Source organism: Streptomyces sp. NPDC058964, from assembly GCF_042741275.1.
GTDB lineage: Bacteria > Actinomycetota > Actinomycetes > Streptomycetales > Streptomycetaceae > Streptomyces.
The window spans coordinates 1-20,162 of the sequence record NZ_JBHYKH010000038.1 but is presented as its reverse complement, the minus strand read 5'-3'; the positions used below and the strand labels follow the sequence as shown (position 1 = coordinate 20,162).

18 protein-coding genes, 1 tRNA gene and 1 pseudogene are annotated in these 20,162 nt (G+C 71.9%); 10 read left to right on the top strand and 10 right to left on the bottom strand.

Going from position 1 to position 20,162, the window contains the following annotated elements:
* Window positions 1-72 precede the first annotated feature (72 nt).
* Complete coding sequence (locus ACFW2E_RS07670; RefSeq protein WP_384462924.1) at window positions 73-768, bottom strand: glycoside hydrolase family 75 protein; 696 nt, start codon at window positions 766-768, stop codon at window positions 73-75.
* Window positions 769-981: 213 nt separating this feature from the next.
* Between ACFW2E_RS07670 and ACFW2E_RS07665 the strand changes: the two genes are divergently transcribed.
* Window positions 982-1,593 carry a hypothetical protein gene (locus ACFW2E_RS07665; protein ID WP_384462921.1) on the top strand — a complete coding sequence of 204 codons (612 nt, stop codon included), beginning with the start codon at window positions 982-984 and terminating at the stop codon, window positions 1,591-1,593.
* A 100-nt stretch (window positions 1,594-1,693) separates the two neighbouring features.
* Here the strand turns inward: ACFW2E_RS07665 and ACFW2E_RS07660 are convergent, their stop codons facing one another.
* The 3 genes from ACFW2E_RS07660 to ACFW2E_RS07650 all read right to left on the bottom strand — a co-directional run bounded on the left by ACFW2E_RS07660 (window position 1,694) and on the right by ACFW2E_RS07650 (window position 6,310).
* A complete protein-coding gene (locus tag ACFW2E_RS07660) occupies window positions 1,694-2,530 on the bottom strand; it encodes an aldo/keto reductase (RefSeq protein ID WP_384462918.1) in 837 nt (278 codons plus the stop codon).
* Between the two features lie 677 nt (window positions 2,531-3,207).
* The gene (locus ACFW2E_RS07655) at window positions 3,208-5,034 is read right to left on the bottom strand and encodes an AMP-dependent synthetase/ligase (RefSeq protein WP_384462915.1); all 1,827 of its coding nucleotides are present in this window, start codon (window positions 5,032-5,034) and stop codon (window positions 3,208-3,210) included.
* Between the two features lie 406 nt (window positions 5,035-5,440).
* A complete protein-coding gene (locus tag ACFW2E_RS07650) occupies window positions 5,441-6,310 on the bottom strand; it encodes a LysR substrate-binding domain-containing protein (protein WP_384462912.1) in 870 nt (289 codons plus the stop codon).
* A gap of 170 nt (window positions 6,311-6,480) precedes the next feature.
* Here ACFW2E_RS07650 and ACFW2E_RS07645 point away from each other — a divergent pair, with 170 nt between their 5' ends.
* The gene (locus tag ACFW2E_RS07645) at window positions 6,481-7,491 is read left to right on the top strand and encodes a bile acid:sodium symporter family protein (protein WP_384462909.1); all 1,011 of its coding nucleotides are present in this window, start codon (window positions 6,481-6,483) and stop codon (window positions 7,489-7,491) included.
* 174 nt (window positions 7,492-7,665) lie between these two features.
* On the opposite strand, the gene ACFW2E_RS07640 is transcribed toward ACFW2E_RS07645, so the two are convergent.
* Window positions 7,666-9,594, bottom strand: coding sequence for an exo-alpha-sialidase (locus tag ACFW2E_RS07640; RefSeq protein ID WP_384462906.1), 1,929 nt, complete (start codon window positions 9,592-9,594; stop codon window positions 7,666-7,668).
* 151 nt (window positions 9,595-9,745) lie between these two features.
* The gene (locus tag ACFW2E_RS07635) at window positions 9,746-10,663 is read right to left on the bottom strand and encodes a zinc-binding alcohol dehydrogenase family protein (protein WP_384462903.1); all 918 of its coding nucleotides are present in this window, start codon (window positions 10,661-10,663) and stop codon (window positions 9,746-9,748) included.
* Between the two features lie 82 nt (window positions 10,664-10,745).
* On the opposite strand from ACFW2E_RS07635, the gene ACFW2E_RS07630 reads away from it, so the two are divergent.
* Together ACFW2E_RS07630 and ACFW2E_RS07625 are read left to right on the top strand one after the other, a co-directional pair.
* Window positions 10,746-11,270: a MarR family winged helix-turn-helix transcriptional regulator gene (locus tag ACFW2E_RS07630; protein ID WP_384462901.1), complete on the top strand. Its 525-nt coding sequence runs from the start codon at window positions 10,746-10,748 to the stop codon at window positions 11,268-11,270.
* 19 nt (window positions 11,271-11,289) lie between these two features.
* Window positions 11,290-11,817: an isochorismatase family protein gene (locus ACFW2E_RS07625; RefSeq protein ID WP_384462899.1), complete on the top strand. Its 528-nt coding sequence runs from the start codon at window positions 11,290-11,292 to the stop codon at window positions 11,815-11,817.
* 126 nt (window positions 11,818-11,943) lie between these two features.
* Here ACFW2E_RS07625 and fdhD read toward each other — a convergent pair whose 3' ends face one another.
* Both fdhD and ACFW2E_RS07615 read right to left on the bottom strand, forming a co-directional pair.
* Window positions 11,944-12,792 (bottom strand): formate dehydrogenase accessory sulfurtransferase FdhD, encoded by an 849-nt coding sequence (gene fdhD / locus ACFW2E_RS07620; protein WP_384462896.1) that lies wholly within the window; start codon window positions 12,790-12,792, stop codon window positions 11,944-11,946.
* Between the two features lie 7 nt (window positions 12,793-12,799).
* Window positions 12,800-13,180, bottom strand: a pseudogene (locus ACFW2E_RS07615) (Fe-S-binding domain-containing protein); the annotation flags it as partial.
* A gap of 53 nt (window positions 13,181-13,233) precedes the next feature.
* Here ACFW2E_RS07615 and ACFW2E_RS07610 point away from each other — a divergent pair.
* The 3 genes from ACFW2E_RS07610 (at window position 13,234) to ACFW2E_RS07600 (ending at window position 15,312) form a co-directional block, all read left to right on the top strand.
* Entirely contained in the window at window positions 13,234-13,362 is a 129-nt protein-coding gene (locus tag ACFW2E_RS07610) for a hypothetical protein (protein WP_384462893.1), read from the top strand.
* Window positions 13,363-13,501: 139 nt separating this feature from the next.
* Window positions 13,502-14,449, top strand: a complete 948-nt coding sequence (locus tag ACFW2E_RS07605; protein WP_384462890.1) for a beta-ketoacyl-ACP synthase III — start codon at window positions 13,502-13,504, stop codon at window positions 14,447-14,449.
* A gap of 185 nt (window positions 14,450-14,634) precedes the next feature.
* Window positions 14,635-15,312: a GntR family transcriptional regulator gene (locus ACFW2E_RS07600; protein WP_384462887.1), complete on the top strand. Its 678-nt coding sequence runs from the start codon at window positions 14,635-14,637 to the stop codon at window positions 15,310-15,312.
* Here ACFW2E_RS07600 and ACFW2E_RS07595 read toward each other — a convergent pair.
* Entirely contained in the window at window positions 15,291-16,463 is a 1,173-nt protein-coding gene (locus tag ACFW2E_RS07595) for a low temperature requirement protein A (RefSeq protein ID WP_384462885.1), read from the bottom strand. The genes ACFW2E_RS07600 and ACFW2E_RS07595 overlap by 22 nt on opposite strands.
* A 445-nt stretch (window positions 16,464-16,908) precedes the next feature.
* Between ACFW2E_RS07595 and ACFW2E_RS07590 the strand changes: the two genes are divergently transcribed.
* A complete protein-coding gene (locus ACFW2E_RS07590; RefSeq protein ID WP_384462882.1) occupies window positions 16,909-18,471 on the top strand; it encodes an aldehyde dehydrogenase family protein in 1,563 nt (520 codons plus the stop codon).
* On the opposite strand, the gene ACFW2E_RS07585 is transcribed toward ACFW2E_RS07590, so the two are convergent.
* Window positions 18,461-19,408 carry an LLM class flavin-dependent oxidoreductase gene (locus tag ACFW2E_RS07585; RefSeq protein WP_384462879.1) on the bottom strand — a complete coding sequence of 316 codons (948 nt, stop codon included), beginning with the start codon at window positions 19,406-19,408 and terminating at the stop codon, window positions 18,461-18,463. The genes ACFW2E_RS07590 and ACFW2E_RS07585 overlap by 11 nt on opposite strands.
* Window positions 19,409-19,462: 54 nt before the next feature.
* Between ACFW2E_RS07585 and ACFW2E_RS07580 the strand changes: the two genes are divergently transcribed.
* Complete coding sequence (locus tag ACFW2E_RS07580; protein ID WP_384462876.1) at window positions 19,463-19,900, top strand: MarR family winged helix-turn-helix transcriptional regulator; 438 nt, start codon at window positions 19,463-19,465, stop codon at window positions 19,898-19,900.
* Window positions 19,901-20,023: 123 nt separating this feature from the next.
* Window positions 20,024-20,108: transfer RNA gene (locus ACFW2E_RS07575), tRNA-Leu, on the top strand.
* Window positions 20,109-20,162 lie beyond the last annotated feature (54 nt).

Here is a 20,162-nt window from a genome sequence, read left to right as displayed (position 1 = left end):
CCAACTGCCGTCCGCGTGCGGCCCGGACCCGCACCCCGAGGGGACCCGGGCCCTCTTCCCCTGCCGGCTCGGTCAGTTGTTCCGGATGAACTGCTTCGCCAGCTGGTCGCCGAGGGTCACCGCCGCGCTGTGGCTCTCGATGGGGGAGACCTTGGAGTTCTTGAACAGGATGTACGTCACGCCGGAGTCGGCGCCGCCGGTCGCCGGGTCGGGGTCGATGCCGAGCGCCTTGGCGGTGGCGTACGAGGCCTCGCCGATGATCTTCGTGGGACCGGTGTCGCCGACGACCGCGTACTCGACCTTGTTGTTGTAGATGACCGCGACCACTCCGCCGCCCTTGATACCGGCGCTGGAGTAGTTCCAGATGCTGCTGGAGCTGGGCACGACGACGTAGGGCAGCGACTCCGCCTTCAGCGGGTTGCCGTCGGACTGGTGGAAGGCCGTGTCGTCCTGGTACCAGGGATCGCGGTCCTCGTTGCAGTTCGTGGTCCGCTGGCCGTCACAGTCGATGTCCATGTCGGCCTTCCAGAACACCGCGCCGTTCTTGCCGCACACGGGGACCGTGGCCGAGGTCTCGTCGTCGGTCTTGTACTTGCCGTTCGATATCTGGGAACAGGACGTCACCTTGGCGAGCAGGTCGGCCGCGCTGACCGAGCCCTCCTGGGCGGACGCCGGGTTGGTGGTGCCGGAGGCGCTTGCGGGGAGCACTCCGGCGGCGAGCAGTGCGGCCCCGGAGGCCGCGGCGAGGGTCAGTGTTCGGATGCGCACTGTGGGGGACCCTTCTGTTAGGAAAGTTTCCTTACCGCGTTCGCTACAAGGTGGCCCTCTTTACGTGGCCTCGTCAAGCCCTGTGGCGCGAACGGGTGCCCTCGGCGTCGGCGGGCGTCATTTGCGGCGATTCGCTCCCGCCGGGAAACTGTCGATATCGAACATTCCGGAAATTCGTGTCCGTTACCACGTGGTTCTGGGAGGCGAAGGGTCATGTTCGTACGGACCGTTTATGCGACCGGTGACCCCGCGAAGATCGACACGGCCGTGCGGGCCCTGAACACGGAAGGCCGGGACCTGCTCGAGGAGCGGCCGGGATACCGGGGCGCGGGTGTCTTCGTCGACCGGGAACTCGGCAAACTGTTCGCGGTGAGCTGGTGGGACTCGGAGCAGGCCAGGCACAACAGCGACGAAGTGATGCGCGAGCGGCGCGGTGACCTCCTGGAGCCGTTCGCCGCAACCGTGGCGGTCGGCAACTACGAGGCGGCGGTCTTCCACTCCGTCCGGATGCCGAGAATGGGCGGCGGACTGCGCCTCGCCAGGCTGGAGTTCGAGCCCGCCGACACGGACCTCCTGGTCGACGTCTACCGGGCCGGTGTGCTCCCACGGCTGGAGATGCTCCCGGGTCTGGCCAGGACCTCCCTGTTCACCGACCGGGAAGGTGGACGCGGGATGGTCAGCGTCCTGTTCGTCGACCGGGAGTCCCTGGCCGCGGCCCGCACGACGTTGGCGCACGTCCGGTACGAGGAGACCGCCAAGGCGCACGCCACCGTGACCGGGCTGGAGGAGTTCGAGGTCATCCACGCCGACGTACGGCCCGACTGATCCCCGGCCGGCCCCCGACCCACGCCTCCCGAGGGGGAGTTGTACGGCCCCATGGCCCGGTACTGCCGTACCGGGCCATGGGACTCGTGTGTGCCGGGGGTCAGCCCATGTCGAAGGTGGCCGGGTCGGGGCCCAGCCGCCGGTCCTCGTTCAGCGCGCTGATGGCCGCGAGGTCCTCGGTGTCCAGACCGAAGTCGAAGACGTCGATGTTCTCCTCGATCCGCGACGGCGTCACGGACTTCGGGATCACGATGTTGCCCTGCTGCAGGTGCCAGCGCAGCACGACCTGGGCCGGGGTGCGGTTGTGCTTCTGGGCGATGGCGACGATCGCCGGCACCTCCAGCAGGCCCCTGCCCTGGCCGAGTGGGGACCAGGCCTCGGTCGCGATGCCCTGCTCCGCGTGGAAGTCACGGGCCGCGTGCTGCTGCAGATGCGGGTGGAGTTCGATCTGGTTGACCGCCGGGATGACCGAGGTCTCGGCGATCAGCCGCTCCAGGTGCTGCGGAAGGAAGTTGGAGACACCGATGGCGCGGACCCGGCCGTCGGACGCGAGCTTCTCGAACGCCTTGTAGGTGTCGGTGTACTTGCCCCGGGCCGGCAGCGGCCAGTGGATCAGGTACAGGTCGAGGTAGTCCAGGCCCAGCTTCTCCAGGGACGTGTCGAAGGCACGCAGTGTGGAGTCGTACCCCTGGTCGCTGTTCCAGAGCTTGGTGGTGACGAAGACTTCCTCACGGGGCAGGCCCGAGGCGGCGATCGCCTTGCCGGTGCCCTCTTCGTTGCCGTAGATCGCCGCTGTGTCGATGCTGCGGTACCCGGCCTCGAGCGCCGTGGCGACGGCCCGCTCGGCCTCGTCGTCGGGCACCTGCCAGACGCCGAACCCCAGCTGGGGCATCTCGACGCCGTTGTTGAGGATGATCGGGGGGACCTTGCTGCTCACGAGCTCTTGATCCTTCGGTTGTCGACAGGTGATACCACCATCGTCAACGATCACGGGCCCGGATGCATTCCTGACCGCCGAATCCGTCGGAACTGACCGGTGGGTCGGCGCCGGAGGTCGAGAATGGCCGGAAATGCATCCGACGTTATCGGTCCGGACCATCGACCGGCGCCTGTCATCCGAGGACTCCGTATCGCGTCGCCGAACGCATCGATGAACATGATGCGCACATGTGAATGCCTGTGGCTGTCATCGACCGTCACAGGCTGTCGGTACTCTCCGTATGGCACCCTGTCTGTGCTTTTCAGGCCCTCGCTTCAGGAAAGCGGGTACGCATCCATGAACGAGACTCTGTCCGAGGTCCGGCGGGCGGAACGGACCGCTCGGTAGACATCGGATGAAAAGATCTGGCAAAGCCCCGGCTGCACTTGCACGTCTGTCCGGCGGTGAACCGCCGCTGGGACGCGACCGGCCGCCGAACGCATCGCGGGCTCCTGCTCGTTCGCGGCCGACGGGTTCGTGCGCGGCGAACGGCTGTGGCGCGTCCGGACAACGGCGCCCACGAGAGCGCCGGCACGTACGGCCGCATCTGCGCCGACCGCGACAACAACGCACGTGCGGCGGACGGTTCCGACAAGATCTTCCGCGCGCACGTCGCCTGCTCACCCGACGCCGCGTCAGGCCCGGTAGAGGGCCTCCACCTCGTTGGCGTTGGCGTTCTCGATCGCCTTGCGCTTCAGCTTCAGCGACGGGGTGAGCAGGCCGTGTTCCTCGGTGAACGGCTGGGCCAGGATGCGGAAGGTGCGGATCGACTCGGCCTGCGAGACGAGGGTGTTGGCGGCGACCACCGCGCGCCGCACCTCCGTCTCCAGGTCGGGGTCGCGCACCAGCTCCGCCGCGGTCATCCGCGGCTTGCCGCGCATCTGCAGCCAGTGCTCCACCGCCTCCTGGTCCAGGGTGACCAGGGCCGCGATGTACGGGCGGTCGTTGCCGACGACGACGCACTGGTTGACCAGCGGATGGTCACGGACCCGCTCCTCCAGCACACCGGGCGAGACGCTCTTGCCGCCGGAGGTCACCAGGATCTCCTTCTTGCGGCCGGTGATGGTGAGATACCCGTCCTCGTCCAGGGAGCCCAGGTCGCCGGTGGCCAGCCAGCCGTCGTGCAGGCTCTCGTCGGTGGCCTTCTGGTTGTTGAGGTAGCCCTGGAAGACATGGCCGCCGTTCAGCCAGACCTCCCCGTCGTCCGCGATGTGCACGGTCGTGCCGGGCACGGCCTGCCCGACCGTGCCGTAGCGGGTGCGCTCGGGAGGGTTGGCGGTGGCGGCCGCGGTCGACTCGGTCAGGCCGTAGCCCTCGTAGATCTGCACGCCCGCGCCCGCGAAGAACAGGCCGAGCCGGCGGTCCATCGCCGAACCGCCGGACATCGCGTTCCGGATCCGGCCGCCCATCGCCGCCCGTACCTTCGCGTAGACCACCTTGTCGAAGAACTGGTGCTGCACGCGTAGACCGGCGGAGGGCCCGGGCCCGGTGCCCCACGCCTTCGCCTCCACCGCGTCCGCGTACTTCACCGCCACCTCGACCGCCTTCTCGAACGGCCCGGCCTTGCCCTCCTTCTCCGCCTTACGGCGCGCGGCGTTGAACACCTTCTCGAAGATGTACGGCACCGCCAGGATGAAGGTCGGCCGGAACGCGGCCAGGTCGGGCAGCAGCGCGGCCGCGTTCAGCTGCGGCTGGTGCCCGAAGCGGACCCCGCCGCGGACCGCGGCCACCTCGACCATCCGCCCGAAGACGTGCGCCAGCGGCAGGAACAGCAGCGTCGCCGCCTCGTCGCCCTTCTTCGAGTGGAACACCGGCTCCCAGCGCTGGATGACCGTGTCCGCCTCGAACATGAAGTTCCCGTGCGACAGGACGCAGCCTTTGGGGCGACCCGTCGTGCCCGACGTGTAGATGATCGTGGCGATCGAGTCGGGGGTGACCGCCTGCCGGTGCCGGTGCACCATCTCGTCGTCGAGGTGCGCACCGGCGTCGTACAGCTCCTGCACGGCGCCCGAGTCCAGCTGCCACAGCTGTCCCAGCCGGGGGAGCCGGTCGATGACGGTGGCGATCGTCATCGCGTGGTCCTCGTGCTCCACGACCGCGGCCGTGCACTCGGCGTCGTACAGCATCCAGAAGCACTGCTCGGCGGAGGACGTGGGGTAGATCGGCACCACCTGGGCACCGATCGTCCACAGGGCGAAGTCGAAGAGGGTCCACTCGTAGCGGGTGCGGGACATGATGGCGACCCGGTCGCCGAACCGGACGCCACGGGCCAGCAGCCCCTTGGCCAGGGCGAGCACCTCGTCCCGGAACTCGGCCGAGGTCACGTCCCGCCACTGGCCGAGCTCGTCCTTGCGGCCCAGCGCGACGTGCAGCGGGTCCTGCTGGGCACGCTCGAAGACGACGTCGGCCAGACCGCCCACCGGCGGCTCCGACACCAACGGAGGGTTGGTGAACTCGCGCAAACCCCGCTCCCCGCTCCTCGCTCCTCAGTGACGCTCCGCACAGCGCCGTGAAAGCTACCCCACGCGGAGACGGGGCGGGAGGGGGTGCGAAATCGAGCAATGCTCACGTAAGGCCCGGCCGACGCCTGGAAAATGCCCTCACATGGGGAAGGGTCGGACAGAATCCTTACGCTTCAGTAAGTTCCGCTGCCGTAATCTCCACCGAATCTGTACGACCCGATTACGGCCCCTCGGCCGCCCCCGGGTGTCCCGCGCCGGGCGCTGCCATTTCCCTGTCCAGCGCCGCGGCCCCGGATTCCGTCACACCACGGGGCATGCCCCGTACCGCCACGACCGGGCCGGAACTTGCCGGAACCGGCCCAGACGCCTGCCCGCCCGCCCCCGTGGCCGCCCGGGGGCGGGGCGGCTAGGTTCCGCGTCGGTGCAGTCGTACCCCGCCCGCCAGGATCGCCGCCGCCAGCGCGTCCGCCGCTCCCTGCGCCGAGGGGCGCCGTCGGCCGTGGACCAGTACGAAGTCGACCTTGCCCAGCTCGGGCAGCCCCGCCCGCTCGGGGACCCGGAACAACCCCGGCGGAACCAGGCCCCGTGAGTGCGCCATCACCCCCAGCCCCGCCCGCGCCGCCGCGATCAGCCCGTTCAGGCTGCCGCTCGTGCAGACGATGCGCCACTCCCGGCCCTGCCGCTCCAGCGCCTCCAGGGCCAGCGCCCGGGTGATGCCCGGCGGCGGGTAGACGATCAGCGGCACCGGGCGGTCGGGGTCCAGGCGGAGCCGTTCCGCGCCGATCCACACCAGGTCGTCGTGCCAGACGAGCTCACCGCGCGGATCCTCGGGCCGCCGCTTGGCCAGCACGAGGTCCAGCTTCCCGGCGGTCAGCTGTTCGTGCAGGGTCCCCGACAGTTCGACCGTCAGCTCCAGGTCGACCTCCGGGTGGTCGTAGCGGAAGCCCTCCAGGATCTCCGGCAGCCGGGTGAGGACGAAGTCCTCGGAGGCTCCGAAGCGCAGCCGGCCGCGCACCCGGGTGCCCGTGAAGAACGCCGTCGCCTGCTCGTGCACCTCCAGGATCCGCCGGGCGAAGCCCAGCATGGCCTCACCGTCCTCGGTCAGCTCCACGGAATGGGTGTCGCGGGCGAACAGCAGACGCCCGGTGGCGTCCTCCAGGCGCCGCACGTGCTGGCTCACGGTGGACTGACGCAGCCCCAGCCGCCGGGCGGCCTGGGTGAAGCTGAGCGTCTGGGCGACCGCCAGGAAGGTCCGCAGATGAGAGGGGTCGTACACGTGGACAGGCTATCGTGGAACGTGATGACAGTCAGAGTGGTGTGCAGGATTCCCGATCGCTGCGTCGGGGAGGACGATGGAGAGGGGCCCCGCGCCCCGGACACCCGGACACGACACCTCTGACGAACAGCAAGTGGAGCACCGTGAAACGCCTGCGCCGGCCGAGTCGGATGCCGATCGACTTGTACATCCTGCTGCTGCTCGGGACGGTGGGCCTCGCGGCGCTCCTCCCGGCCCGCGGCACGGCCGCCGACGTGGCGTCCGGCGCCTCCACCGCCGCGATCGCCTTCCTGTTCTTCCTCTACGGCGCCCGCCTGTCCACCCGTGAGGCACTGGACGGGCTGCGCCACTGGCGCCTCCATGTCACCGTCCTGGCCTGCACCTTCGTCGTCTTCCCGCTGCTCGGCCTGGCCGCGCGCGGACTCGTGCCGGTGCTCCTGACCCAACCGCTCTACCAGGGGCTGCTGTTCCTCACCCTCGTGCCCTCGACGATCCAGTCGTCGATCGCGTTCACGTCGATCGCCCGGGGCAACGTGCCCGCCGCCATCTGCGCGGGCTCCTTCTCCTCCCTCGTCGGCATCGTCCTCACCCCGCTCCTCGCGGCGGCGCTGCTCGGCAACAGCGGCGGCGGCTTCTCCACCGACTCCCTGGTGAAGATCGTGCTGCAGCTGCTGGTGCCGTTCCTGGCCGGACAGGTGCTGCGCCCGTGGATCGGCGGCTTCGTGGCCCGGCACAAGAAGGTCCTCGGGCTCGTCGACCGCGGCTCGATCCTGCTCGTCGTCTACGCCGCGTTCAGCGAGGGCATGGTCCAGGGCATCTGGCACCAGGTGAGTCCCGTCCGGCTGGCCGGACTGCTCGCCGTCGAGGCCGCCCTGCTCGCCGTGATGCTCGCCCTGACCTGGTACGGCGCCAAGGCGCTGCGGTTCGGCCGCGAGGACCGGATCGCCATCCAGTTCGCCGGGTCGAAGAAGTCCCTCGCCTCCGGACTGCCCATGGCCAGTGTCCTGTTCGGCGCGCACGCCTCCCTGGCCGTGCTGCCGCTGATGCTCTTCCACCAGATGCAGCTGATGGTGTGCGCGGTCATCGCCAAGCGCCGGGTGCGCGACCCGGAGGTCACGGAGCCGTCCGCACCGGCCGCGGCGTCACGGACCGCGATCGGTACAGGGCCACCTTCGCGTTGAGCGTCCGTCTCCCCCGCCGGGCACCGCGTGCGCCTGCGGGTTGTGCGGGGCCGCCCGACCGCGCGGCAGCCTCGGACCGCCGGGGGTGCGGCCCGGCTGATCGGCCCCGCGCCAGGTACGCCGAACAGGCGGTCGCCCGGTCGCCCGGTCGCCCGGCCGTCGGGCGCCGGGACGTCAGCGGCCGCCGCTCACGTGGTCCATGGGCAGCCACAGCACGGTGTCCTTCGTGGACCGGAGCGTCTTCGGGTCGGACAGCTCTCCGTCGGTCAGCGCGCGGTCCCAGACGTGGACGTCGTCGATTGCCCCGGTGAAGAAGGCCCGGCTGTCCATGCGCTGGCCGATGTGCACGCCGAACGGGGAGTTGCGGCTGACGGAACCCGTCACATCGGCGACGGAGGACTGCACCCCGTCGACGAAGAGGGTCAGCCGCCCTCCCCCAAGCTCTCGGCCTTGCCCGAGCAGGGAGGTACCCCCGTCCCGGCGCAGCACCAGATGGTGCCACTGGCCGTCGTTGTACGCGCCGGTGGTCCACAGCGACGCCGTGCGGACGGCCGTCGCGCCGTCGCGCACGGTCATCAGGGCCCGCACCCGGCCGCTGTCCGGCTCGCCGCGCAGCCACACCTGCGGTTGCGTCGAGCCGGTGCCGCCCATCCACAGCATCGGCTGCTCGCCGGTGGCCGCGGTGTACCGGAACCACAGGGACGCGGTGAAGTCCTCGGTGCCGAGCGGGAGCCGGCCGTCGTAGGGCAGGCGTACGGCGTCGTCGGTCCCGTCGAACTCCAGGGCGCCGCCGACGACGCCGTCGGTCTCCTCCGCGCCGCCGAGGACGGCCGCGCGCCGGGCGTGCGGGGCGCGGTCGGCGGTGGTCGGGTCGGGGCCGCGGCGGGGCTGGAGCCAGTCCTCGGTGAAGCGGGCGAAGCGGATCTCGTCGCGCGCGTCGACCGCCCCGCCCTCGTACATCAGGCCCACGGTGCCGTGGTCGACGCGCACCATGTCCGAGTAGCCGGACCAGTCCGTGGTGACGACCGTGCCGCGGTCCACACTGTCCCAGGTGCGTCCGCCGTCGTAGGACGAGCGGATCATCATGGTGCGGCGGCGGTCCGGGTCGCCGGGGCAGGCCAGCAGGATGCGGTCGCCCAGGCGGAGGGTGGAGCCCTGGACCTGCGGGGCGTAGAGGCCGGGGAGGTCCCGGAAGGGCGCGGCGAAGCTGTCGCCGCCGTCGCGGCTGACCGTCTGGGTGCGGTGGCCGAGGTCGGTGCCGTCCTGTTCGCGGCCGCTGACCAGGAGGGAGCCGTCGCCGCGCTCGGTGAGGGCCAGCTCGGACGGCTTCTGCCGGAAGGTGCCGTCGGCGGCGATCGGCCAGGTGTCGGTGGCACCGATCCGCCAGTGGTCGCCGCCGTCGTCGCTGACGATCAGCGCCGCGTGGTTGGCGGTGACCCGGCTGCCGTCCCAGGTCTCGGTGTTGACGCCGAACACCAGCCGTCCGGCGTCCGCGCCGCGGGTGAGCCGGAGGCCGTGCACCGGGCCGGTGGCGTACCAGGAGTTCCAGTCGGCGGGCAGGATCTCGGGGCTCAGATCGCGCGGCCGGGACCAGGTCAGGCCGTCGTCGTCGCTGTACTGCAGGTGCGGGGTGCGGTCGCAGGGGACGGAACAGCTCGCGGCGTCCGTACGGCCCGTGTTGTACGTCTCGGCCAGCAGGATGCGGCCGGTGCCGCGGTCCACGATCGGCGCCGGATTGCCATGGGTGTCGCCGGCGCCCTCGGTGACCACGCGCAGCGGGCCCCAGGTGCGTCCGCCGTCGGTGGAGCGCTTCACCACGATGTCGATGTCCGCCGCGTCACCGCAGTTGAGGACCCGGCCCTCGGCGAACGCGAGGAGCGTGCCGTCGGTCGTCCTCACGATCGCCGGGATGCGGAAGCAGGCGTATCCGGGGTCCTGGGACGCCTTGAAGAGGATCTGCTGCTCGAAGTCGGGGCTGCTGGTGGCCTGCTGGGCCTGCTGGGCCTGCTGGGCGTGCGCCGGGTTCGGCAGCACCGACAGCGCGGCCGCCGCGAAGGCGGCGGCCAGGGCGGCTCTCAGTCGTGCACGGAGTCTTGACGGCATGGTGCGACCTGCCCTTCACGCGTCGCAGACACAGGGACATGAGTCCATCCGGTCATCGGGACATTCGGACATCCGATGTCCAACGGGCGCTTCACCGACGGTAGTTGGGGCCTCCGGCGCCCCACAAGGAGCGTGCAGCCACTTCGGGGGTTCAGGGGCGCAGCACGACCTTGCCGAGGTTGCTCCGCGACTCGACGACCTCGTGCGCCCGCGCCGCGTCCGTCAGCGCGAACTCCCCGTGCACGGCGGGCCTCAGGGCCCCGTCGGCGAACAGCCGCCACAGCTCCCGCCGCCACCGCTCGTACAGCTCCGGCTGCCCGCGGGCGATCAGGGCCATCTGGAAACCGATGACCGACTTGGCGCCCACCAGCAGGTCGTACGCCCGGATCGTCCCGCCACCCGAGCTGTACGCCACCAGCCGGCCGCCCGGGGCGAGCGCGGCGAGCGCCGGGGTGAGCAGCTCGCCGCCGACCGCGTCCAGCACGTAGTCGACAGGGTCTCCCCAGTCGTCGTCGCCGTACAGGACGACCTCGTCGGCGCCGAGGGAGCGGACGAAGTCCGCCTTGGCCGGGTCGGAGACCGCCCCCACCACCCGTGCCGCGCCCCGCAGGCGGGCCAGCTGCACGGCGAGCTGCCCGACACCGCTCGCCGCGGCCGTGACCAGGGCGGCCTCGACGGGTGCGGGGCGTGCGGCCTCCAGGGCGCCGAGGGCGACCAGGCCGCTGCGCACCAGCGCGACCGCGTCCACGGCCGAGGCGCCGTCGGGCACGGGGGAGGCCATGGCCTCGTGCAGGGCCGCGAAGTCGGCGTAGCCGTGCCCGAAGCACAGTCCCGTCACCGGGTCGCCGGCCCGGAACCGGGTCACGCCCGCCCCGACGGCTGCCACGCGCCCGGCGATCTCGCCGCCCAGCGGGACCGGCTCGGGGGCCTCCGTGACCTTGCGGACGATGGGGAGCGTGACCCCGACCGCCTCGCAGCGTACGAGGAGCTCGCCGGGGCCGGGAGCGGGCACGGGGACCTCCTCCACGAACAGGGGGCCGCCGGCGGACTCGTACCGGACGCGACGCATCGCACCTCCAGAAATCGTTGGAGGTCCCAATGGTATCCAGATTCATTGGGAAGACCAACGGCTTTTTCGCTAGGCTGCCACCATGGCCGAAGCCCCCCTCCTCGCGATCCGCTCCCTGCCCAGCTGGCTCCTCGGCCGCGCCGCGGCGCGCGGCCGCGCCCTGGTGGCCGACGCCCTCGCCGCCGAGGGCCTGAAGATGTGGCACCACGTGGTGCTCTCCGCCGTCCGCGACCTCGCGCCCGTCGCCCAGGCCGACCTCGGCCGCGCAGTGGCACTCGACCCCAAGGACCTGGTCGGCATCCTCAACGACCTGCAGGCCGCGGGCCTCGTCGTGCGCGAGCCGGACCCCGGGGACCGCCGCAAGAACGCGGTCTCGCTCACCGAAGAGGGCGGCCGCGCCCGGGTCGGGGGCGTCGTCGTGCGCGAGCCGCACCCGGGGGACCGCCGAAAGAAGGCGGTATCGCTCACCGATGTGGGGGGCCGCCACCTGGAGCGGTGCGAGTTGGGGGCCGGCGTGGCCAACGACACCCTGCTCGCCCCCCTCTCGTCGGCCGAACGCGACCGGTTCACGGGCATGTTGATCCGGATTTCCGGCGCGGACGGCTGACGGCGGCTAACGTTCCGTCATGACCGCACCCCTCGTACTCGACCCGGCACGCACCGCACTCGTCCTCGTCGACCTGATGGACCGCATCGTGGCGCTGCCCCTGGAGCCCCGAAAGGGCACCGAAGTCCTCGTCACCGCCGAGGAACTGGCCGCGGCCTTCCGCTCGGCCGGGGCGCTCGTCGTCCTGATCCGCGTCGAGCGGACCGGCGTCGCCGAGCAGCCGCCCGGCAGCGGACTGGCCGCCGGTCTGCTCAAGGACGGCGACGTGGAGATCGTGAAGCGGACCATCGGCGCCTTCCAGGGCACGGACCTCGACGCGCGGCTGCGCGACCGCGGCATCACCACACTGGTGTTCGGCGGCATCGCCACGAACCTCGGCGTCGAGTCCACCGCCCGCGCCGCCCACGACCTCGGCTACGAACTCGTCTTCGCCGAGGACACCATGGCCGCGTTCACGGCCGCCGAGCACGAGGCGTCCGTACGGCTGGACTTCCCGCGGCTGGGATCGGTCGCGACCGCCGGGCAGATGCGCCTCACCGGCGGCTGACCGGCCGCACCGGCACCCCGCCGCCGAGCCGACCGGGAGTCCCGGGCCGGAGCCGAGGCGGGCCCCTGCGGCGCGGGGGGCGCTCCCCGCCGGTCGGGGCCCCGCCGCCGTGCCGCCGGGAGCCGGTCAGCCCTGGGCGGCCGCGGCCCGCAGCGCAAGCCGGTGCTCGCCCGCGTACACGTTCATGGAGCTGCCCCGCAGGAAGCCCACCAGCGTCAGCCCCGTCTCGGCGGCCAGGTCCACCGCCAGCGAGGAGGGCGCCGAGACCGCCGCCAGCACCGGGATGCCCGCCATCACGGCCTTCTGCGCCAGCTCGAAGGAGGCCCGGCCCGACACCAGCAGGATCGTGCGGGACAGGGGCAGGTCCCCGTTCTGCAGGGCGCGGCCGACCAGCTTGTCGACCGCGTTGTGCCGGCCCACGTCCTCCCGTACGTCCAGCAACTCCCCCTCCTCGGAGAACAGGGCCGCCGCGTGCAGCCCCCCGGTCCGGTCGAACACCCGCTGGGCCGCCCTCAGCCGCTCGGGGAGGGCCGAGAGCAGCGCGGGCTCGACACGCACCGGGGGAGTGTCCGCGATCGGCCAGCGGGCCGTCGTACGGACCGCGTCCAGACTCGCCTTGCCGCACAGCCCGCACGACGAGGTCGTGTAGACGTTCCGCTCCAGCGTGAAGTCGGGGAGCGCGACGCCCGGCGCGGTCCGCACGTCCACCACGTTGTAGGTGTTCGAGCCGTCCGCCGTCGCGCCCGCGCAGTAGACGATGTTCTGCAGGTCGGACGCCGTGGCCAGCACACCCTCGCTCACCAGGAAACCCGCGGCCAGCGCGAAGTCGTCGCCCGGCGTGCGCATGGTGATCGCGAGGGACTTGCCGTTGAGCCTGATCTCCAGGGGTTCCTCGGCGACGAGCGTGTCGGGCCGGGTGGCGACCGCCCCGTCCCGGACCCGGATCACCTTGCGTCGCTCCGTGACTCGTCCCATGTCCTGATCAGCCCCGGTTCTGTACGTGCTGGTAGCCGAAACGGCCCTTGATGCAGAGATTGCCGTCGGTCACCGGGCCGTCGTGCGGCGAGGTGACCTCCACGACCTCATTCTCCTGCACATGGAGGGTGAGGTTGCAGCCCACTCCGCAGCAGGCGCACACCGTGGTCGTCCCGGTCTGCTTCGACTCGTCCCACCTGCCCGCCGCCCGCATGTCGGACTCCGACCTGAACGACAGCGCCCCCGTCGGGCACACCTCGGTGCAGTTGCCCCGGTCCACGCACGCCGAGCCGGGACGCGGCACGTCGTGCTCCACCGCGATCCGGGCGCCGAAGCCACGCCCGGAGACCGAGATCGCGAAGGCGTTCTGCCACTGATCACCGCAGCTCGTCCGCCCGGTCCACGCCCGCCACCACGTCCCCGCCCCGAAGGAGGCCGCCGATGTCCGGCGACAGCAGTCCGCCTAGCCGCCGTGGCCTGAGAGCCGTCGCCTGGCTCTGGGTGGGGGCACCGCTCGCATACGGCCTGCACGAGCTCGTACAGAAGGCGACGCAGCTGTTCACCGTGTGAATGGCAGGGCGCCCGAGGGTCTGACGGAAGCCGACAACGAGGGCGCCCGAATCCTGTGGCATCAGCTGCCGTCGTACCCGCGAGTCACTGACAAGACTGATGGATCCCGCGACAGACCGGCCAACGAGGGGGACCCCACATGAACGGCTCGCGCATCACCGCCGTCGGTCATTACCAGCCCGCCCGGGTGCTCACCAACGAGGACCTGGAGGGCATGGTCGACACCAGTGACGCCTGGATCCGCAGCCGCGTGGGCATCCGGACCCGGCACATCGCCGGCCCCGACGAGCCCGTCGACGAGCTCGCCGCGCACGCGGCCGCCAAGGCCCTCGCCGCCGCCGGTATCACGCCCGACGACATCGACCTGGTCCTGGTCGCCACCTCCACCGCGATCGACCGCTCCCCGAACACCGCCGCCCGCGTCGCGGCCCGGCTCGGCATTCCGCAGCCCGCCGCGATGGACGTCAACGTCGTCTGCGCGGGATTCACCCACGCGCTGGCCACCGCCGACCACACCGTCCGGGCGGGAGCGGCCACCCGGGCCCTCGTCATCGGCGCCGACAAGATGTCCGAGGTGACCGACTGGAGCGACCGCACCACCTGCGTCCTCGTGGGCGACGGGGCCGGGGCCGCCGTCGTGGAGGCGTGCGCCGCGGGGGAGGAGGCCGGGATCGGGCCCGTGCTGTGGGGGTCGGTGCCGGAGATGGGACACGCGGTGCGGATCGAGGGCACCCCGCCGCGGTTCGCACAGGAGGGGCAGGCCGTCTACCGGTGGGCGACCACCCGGCTTCCGCCCATCGCCCGTCGTGCCTGCGAGAAGGCCGGCATCGCCCCCGAGGACCTCGCCGCGGTGGTGCTGCACCAGGCCAACCTGCGCATCATCGAACCCCTCGCCCACAAGCTCGGCGCCGTCAACGCCGTGGTCGCGCGTGATGTCTCCGACTCGGGCAACACCTCTGCCGCCAGCATCCCCCTCGCCCTCTCCAAGCTCGTCGAGCGCGGCGAGATCTCCGCCGGCGACCCTGTGCTGCTGTTCGGCTTCGGCGGGAACCTCTCGTACGCCGGTCAGGTCGTCCGCTGCCCCTGAGGGCCCGCGCGGGCGCGCGAGCGCGGGAGTGGCACGCTCCGGCCGTGATCTGACGCGCCCCGCTTCCCGTCTCCCCGGCCCTTGTGGGCCGTGGACTGTAGACGAAAGACAATCGATACTGGGCGTCCAGTGCGCGTGAGCCTTCCGTCCGCCGTGCACGGCCCTGCCGAGGAGGGGGACCACGAATGCTGTCGACCGGGCTGCCGCAGGGGGCAGTGCCCAAGCTCGAACGCCCCGGACCGCTGCGCGACCGCGTCTACGAGGCCCTGCTCGAACTCGTCACGACCCGTGCGCTGCAGCCCGGCCAGCACCTGGTCGAGAGCGAACTCGCCGGGCACCTGGGCGTCTCCCGGCAACCGGTCCGGGAGGCGCTCCAGCGGCTGAACACCGAGGGCTGGGTCGATCTGCGGCCCGCCCAGGGCGCCTTCGTGCACGAGCCGACCGAGGAGGAGGCCGACCAGCTCCTCACGGTCCGTACGCTCCTGGAGGCCGAGGCGGCCCGGCTCGCCGCCGCGAACGCGGACGAGGCGGGTGTCGACGCCCTCGACGAGATCGTGGCGCAGGGGCTGAAGGCCGTTGCCTCCAACGACGTGACCAGTGCCGTCGCCCTGAACGCCGCCTTCCACGCCAAGATCATGGAGCTGGCCGGCAACGCGGTGCTCGCCGAGCTGGCCGCGCAGGTGGACCGCCGGGTGCGGTGGTACTACACCCCTGTGGCCCGTCTGCGGGGCGGCCGGTCCTGGACCGAACACCGGGAGCTGATCGCCGCCATCGCCGACAAGGACGAGCAGCTCGCCACCCGGCTGATGCGCGAACACACAGAACACACCCGGCACTCGTATCACGAGCGGGCGAAGTCCTGAGTCCTCGCCGCCGACGCGCACGAGTGGGCCTCCACGCCGAGCATCGCCGCCAGCACGGCCACCAGGGACAGCAGTTCGACGGCCGCGCAGACATGCACGCCCAGCAGCGCGCAGGCCAGGGCCACGGGTGTGGCGGCCGTCCGGAATCGCAGCGGCCGCAGGCGCATCGCCGCACGGAACGCCACGTCACCCGAGAGGAACAGGGCGACCCCGCCCGCGAGGGCGAGTGACGGGCCGGTGTGGAGGTGCTCGGTGAGGTGGCCGAGCGCCTTCTTCACCCCGGCGGCGAGGCAGGCGATGCCCAGCAGCATCGGCAGGAAGGCGTAGTAGTACGCGTTCATCGCCAGCCGCCACCGGTCCGGCGGCGGCGTCGCCCGGAAGGCGGCCTCCGCACCCTCCTCGTCCCGTACGAAGTAGGTCCACCACAGGGCGACGGCGAGCGCGAGGGCCAGGAACGCCCCGCCGAACAGGCCCGGCGTGAGCGGCAGATCGCCGATCCCCACGCCGATGGAGATGACCGACTCGCCGAGCGCGATGATCAGCAGCAGTCCGTGCCGCTCCACGAAGTGCGCCGGGTCCAGACTGCCCAACTGCACCCGCAGGGCGTCCGGGGTGCGTCCGTCCCGGCGGCCGGGGCCGTGCTCCGCCACGTACGGGGTCACGAACTGCAGGGCGATCGCGAGCAGCCACAGCCCGTCCGCCGCGAGCCCGTCGAAGAGGCCCGCGGCGGTCACCGACAGGGCCGCCAGCCCGTTCGACACGCCGTACCAGACCGAGTCCCAGCCGTGACTGCGGGTGTAGAGCGCGGTGTGGACGACCACGACCAGCAGGAACCCCAGCCCGAAGACCACGCCCGTGTCGTCGAAGACGCGCGGTATCGCCAGCGCGCACACCAGGAACGCGCCCATGCCGAGCATCAGCAGCAGGCGCCGGGACGGCCGGTCGGGCGGCACCTGGTTGGTGAGGTAGGCGTAGGCGCCGTACATCCAGAACAGCACGACGAAGATCAGCGCCACGCGGCCGGCCGTCGCGAACGACAGATCGCCGGCGAGCAGCACGGTCAGCTGGGTGAGGGTGAACACGAAGACGAGATCGAAGAAGAGCTCCAGTGTGGTGACTCTGCGCCCTTGCTCCTGCGGTGCTGTGCTCATGTGATCCCCCTCGGCCGGTCGCTGTGGTGATCGTAGAGGGCGGAACCAGCTGGTCCGCCCCCAACAGGGAGCGGACCAGGCGGAGTTGCCGTTGCCTCAGCTCACCGTCGCGGTGAAGAAGGGGGTACAGGAAGCCGCCGGGGCGCGGGTGGGCGGGACACCCGCCGAAACGGCACGACTGGTACGGGAGATATGGGGAACACGGCGTGACAGCACCCGGGACCGGCCCCGGACCACGGCCATGCGGCGACCGGCCGTGCGGCATCCCGCACCCGCCCGGTCACGACGTGCCGCGCCGCTCACTCAGGCCCGGCCGTCGCGCGCCCCGCCGTCCGGCCCCGCACGCGGCCGCCCCGCCCGAGTCCGCGTCGAAGCGCGCTCAGGCGCCGGGAACGACCCTGGCCACACCCCGCCCCCATCGCCGCCCCGAGAGCGGAGCAGACGAATGGCACCCACGCTCACCACCACCCGCCCCACCCTCATGCTGAAGCCCGGCACCGCCTGGAGCGACGCCTGGCGGCGCTGCCTGGCCGCCGCCCCCGAGGCCTTCCGGGACGACCGCGTCCTCAACCTCTTCGGCGCCGCCTGGCGGACCGACGGCCGCGCGCTGCCCGCGACCACCCCGGTCGACGGCAGCCCCATCGCGGGTGCGCCACGGCTCGACCCGGCCACCGCCCGGCAGGCGGTCCGGGCCTCGCTCGACCAGCACCGCGCCTGGCGGCACGTCCCCCTCGAGGAGCGCCGGGCCCGGGTCGCGGCCACCCTCGACGCGCTCACCGAGCACCGCGAACTGCTCGCGCTGCTGCTCGTCTGGGAGATCGGCAAGCCCTGGCGGCTCGCCCAGGCCGACGTCGACCGGGCGATCGACGGCGTGCGCTGGTACGTCGACGGCATCGAGCCGATGGTCGCCGGCCGGGCACCGCTCAACGGGCCGGTGTCCAACATCGCGAGCTGGAACTATCCGATGAGCGTGCTCGTCCACGCAATGCTGGTGCAGGCACTGGCGGGCAACGCGGTCATCGCCAAGACCCCCACCGACGGCGGCGTCGCCTGCCTCACCCTGGCCTCGGCGCTGGCCGCCCGCGAGGGCATCCCCGTCACCCTCGTCAGCGGCAGCGGGGGCGAGCTGTCGGAGGCGCTGGTCCGCGCGCCCGAGATCGGCTGCGTCTCCTTCGTCGGCGGCCGCGACACCGGCGCCGCGGTGGCCACCGCCGTGGCCGACCTCGGCAAGCGGCACGTACTGGAACAGGAGGGCCTCAACACCTGGGGCGTCTGGAACTTCTCCGGCTGGGACGCGCTCACCGCCGTGATCCCCAAGCTCTTCGACTACGGCAAGCAGCGCTGCACGGCGTACCCGCGCTTCGTCGTCCAGCGCACGCTGTTCGACGAGTTCCTCGCGGCCTACCTCCCCGCGGTCCGCGGGATCAAGGTCGGCCACCCGCTGGCCGTCGGACACCCCGACGACCTTCCGCCCGAGCTGGACTTCGGCCCGGTGATCAACGCGGCCAAGGCGAAGGAGCTGCACGAGCAGGTCGGCGAGGCCATCGACCGGGGCGCCGTCCCGCTGCACCGCGGCGCGCTGTCCGACGCCCGCCTGCTGCCCGGCCAGGACACCTCGGCATACGTCCAGCCGGTCACGCTGCTGGGCCCGCCCCCGTCCTCCCCGCTGCACCACGCGGAGCCGTTCGGGCCGGTGGACACCATCGTCCTGGTCGACACGGAGGCCGAGCTGCTCGCCGCGATGAACGCCTCCAACGGTGCGCTGGTCGCCACCCTCTCCACGGACGACCGGGCCACCTACGACCGGCTCGCCCCGCAGGTCCGCGCCTTCAAGGTCGGCCACGGCAAGCCGCGCTCCCGTGGCGACCGCGACGAGCTGTTCGGCGGCTTCGGCGCCTCCTGGCGCGGAGCGTTCGTGGGCGGTGAGCTCCTGGTGCGCGCGGTGACCCAGGGCCCGGCCGGGGAGCGGCTGCCCGGCAACTTCCCGGACTACCAGCTCATGCCGTGAGCCCGGTCCCGGTGGCGCCGGTCCCGGACGGGTGCCACCGGGCGATGATCTCGTCGGCCAGCCAGCGCGCCACTCCCCGCGGATAGGGACGCGGCAGGCTGAGCACGATGTGGTTCATCCCGGCACCGACGAGCGCGGCGACCGTCTCCCGGGTCGCCGCCGGGTCGTCGTACGAGACGAGGACCTGCACCGAGCGGATGATGTCCGACGGATCGCGCCCCAGCTCGGCGCAGTGCGCGTCCAGCACCCGGGCGCGCCCCGCGACGAAGTCGACGGTGTTGTGCGGCGGCCCGGGCACGTTCCAGATGTCGGCGTGCTCGGCGACCAGCCGCAGCAGGCGTGTGCCCCAGCCGCCGACGAGCACAGGAGGGCCGGGACGCTGCACCGGCCCCGGCTGGTTCCGGGTGCCCTTCAGCCGGTAGTGGCGGCCGGTGTAGTCGAAGACGTCCCGCGTCCACATCAGCTTCAGGATCTCGACGGTCTCCGCGAGCCGGGCGATGCCCTCGGCGGGCGGGACGAGGGTGAGGCCGTACGCCTCGTACTCCGCGATCGCCGGGTTCTCGCCCGGGATCCCGCCGGCGCCCGGCGGCTGGTGCGTGCCGCCTACCCCGAGGCCCAGGACGAGCCGCCCGCCCGAGATCACGTCCACCGTGGATGCCATCTTGCCGAGCACGGCCGGCGGACGGATTCGGTTGCTGGTCACCAGCAGTCCCAGGCGCAGCCGCCGGGTCTGCGCGGCGAGCGCGCTGAGCAGCGTCCATCCCTCGTGGATCTGACCGTCCTTCGGCCCGGCCACGGGCAGCAGATGGTCCCAGAGCCAGGCGTCTGCTATCTCCGGCACCGCGTCGGCCTCCAGCCAGACGCGGCGGATGTCCTCGTACGGCACGTGCATGGGAGTGGTCTTGATGCCGAAGCGCACAGTCGTCGTCATGACCATCAGCGTACTAAATCATCAGCGAGGCTGACGATCAGTTTTCGGTACAGTCTTCGTGTGGACAGCGATCAGCGGCCGGCCCCCCTGGAATCCCGGCTCGGCTACCTCCTCAAGCACGCCCAGGCCAAGCTCACCCGTGCGTCCGCGGAGGCTCTCGCGCCGTACGGCGTGGACGGTCACGAACTGGCGGTGCTGGTGGTGCTCTGCGGCGACGAGCCGCTGTCCCAGGTCGAGGTGGCCGGACGGCTCGGTGTGGACCGCACGACGATGGTGTCGCTGATCGACTCCCTGGAGGACCGGGGACTGGTGGAGCGCCGGCGCAGCCCGCGGGACCGCCGCCGCAACATCGTCGAGCTCACGCCCGCGGGCCGGGACTGCCTGCGCGAGGCCGAGCGGGCGCGCCGGATCGCGGAGCGCCGCTTCCTCGCCCCGCTCGACGAGGAGACGGCCGCGGCACTCGTCCGTGCCCTCCAGGTCCGGGTCGCGTCGCCGTAGCGGGGCGGCCACTCGCGGTCACGCGCCTCACCGGCGGATATGCAGGTGAAACGCACTCCGAAACCTTGGTATTGTTGTCCATGTCGCCGCGGGGCGCAGCCCCGGCAAGGCGGCCAACACCTGGTCCGGGTGGCGGAATGGCAGACGCGCTAGCTTGAGGTGCTAGTGCCCTTTATCGGGCGTGGGGGTTCAAGTCCCCCCTCGGACACAAACTTTGGTCGGTCACCATATCGTCCCGGATCGTTAACAAATTGACGGGGGT

Coding starts and splice junctions, on each gene's coding strand:
- ACFW2E_RS07610 (WP_384462893.1), top strand. CDS start 13,234: ATGTCCGGCGACAGCAGTCCGCCTAGCCGCCGTGGCCTGAGAGCCGTC.
- ACFW2E_RS07630 (WP_384462901.1), top strand. CDS start 10,746: ATGGCCGAAGCCCCCCTCCTCGCGATCCGCTCCCTGCCCAGCTGGCTC.
- ACFW2E_RS07665 (WP_384462921.1), top strand. CDS start 982: ATGTTCGTACGGACCGTTTATGCGACCGGTGACCCCGCGAAGATCGAC.
- ACFW2E_RS07595 (WP_384462885.1), bottom strand. CDS start 16,463: ATGAGCACAGCACCGCAGGAGCAAGGGCGCAGAGTCACCACACTGGAG.
- ACFW2E_RS07600 (WP_384462887.1), top strand. CDS start 14,635: ATGCTGTCGACCGGGCTGCCGCAGGGGGCAGTGCCCAAGCTCGAACGC.
- ACFW2E_RS07645 (WP_384462909.1), top strand. CDS start 6,481: ATGCCGATCGACTTGTACATCCTGCTGCTGCTCGGGACGGTGGGCCTC.
- ACFW2E_RS07590 (WP_384462882.1), top strand. CDS start 16,909: ATGGCACCCACGCTCACCACCACCCGCCCCACCCTCATGCTGAAGCCC.
- ACFW2E_RS07635 (WP_384462903.1), bottom strand. CDS start 10,663: ATGCGTCGCGTCCGGTACGAGTCCGCCGGCGGCCCCCTGTTCGTGGAG.
- ACFW2E_RS07640 (WP_384462906.1), bottom strand. CDS start 9,594: ATGCCGTCAAGACTCCGTGCACGACTGAGAGCCGCCCTGGCCGCCGCC.
- ACFW2E_RS07625 (WP_384462899.1), top strand. CDS start 11,290: ATGACCGCACCCCTCGTACTCGACCCGGCACGCACCGCACTCGTCCTC.
- fdhD (WP_384462896.1), bottom strand. CDS start 12,792: ATGGGACGAGTCACGGAGCGACGCAAGGTGATCCGGGTCCGGGACGGG.
- ACFW2E_RS07585 (WP_384462879.1), bottom strand. CDS start 19,408: ATGGTCATGACGACGACTGTGCGCTTCGGCATCAAGACCACTCCCATG.
- ACFW2E_RS07605 (WP_384462890.1), top strand. CDS start 13,502: ATGAACGGCTCGCGCATCACCGCCGTCGGTCATTACCAGCCCGCCCGG.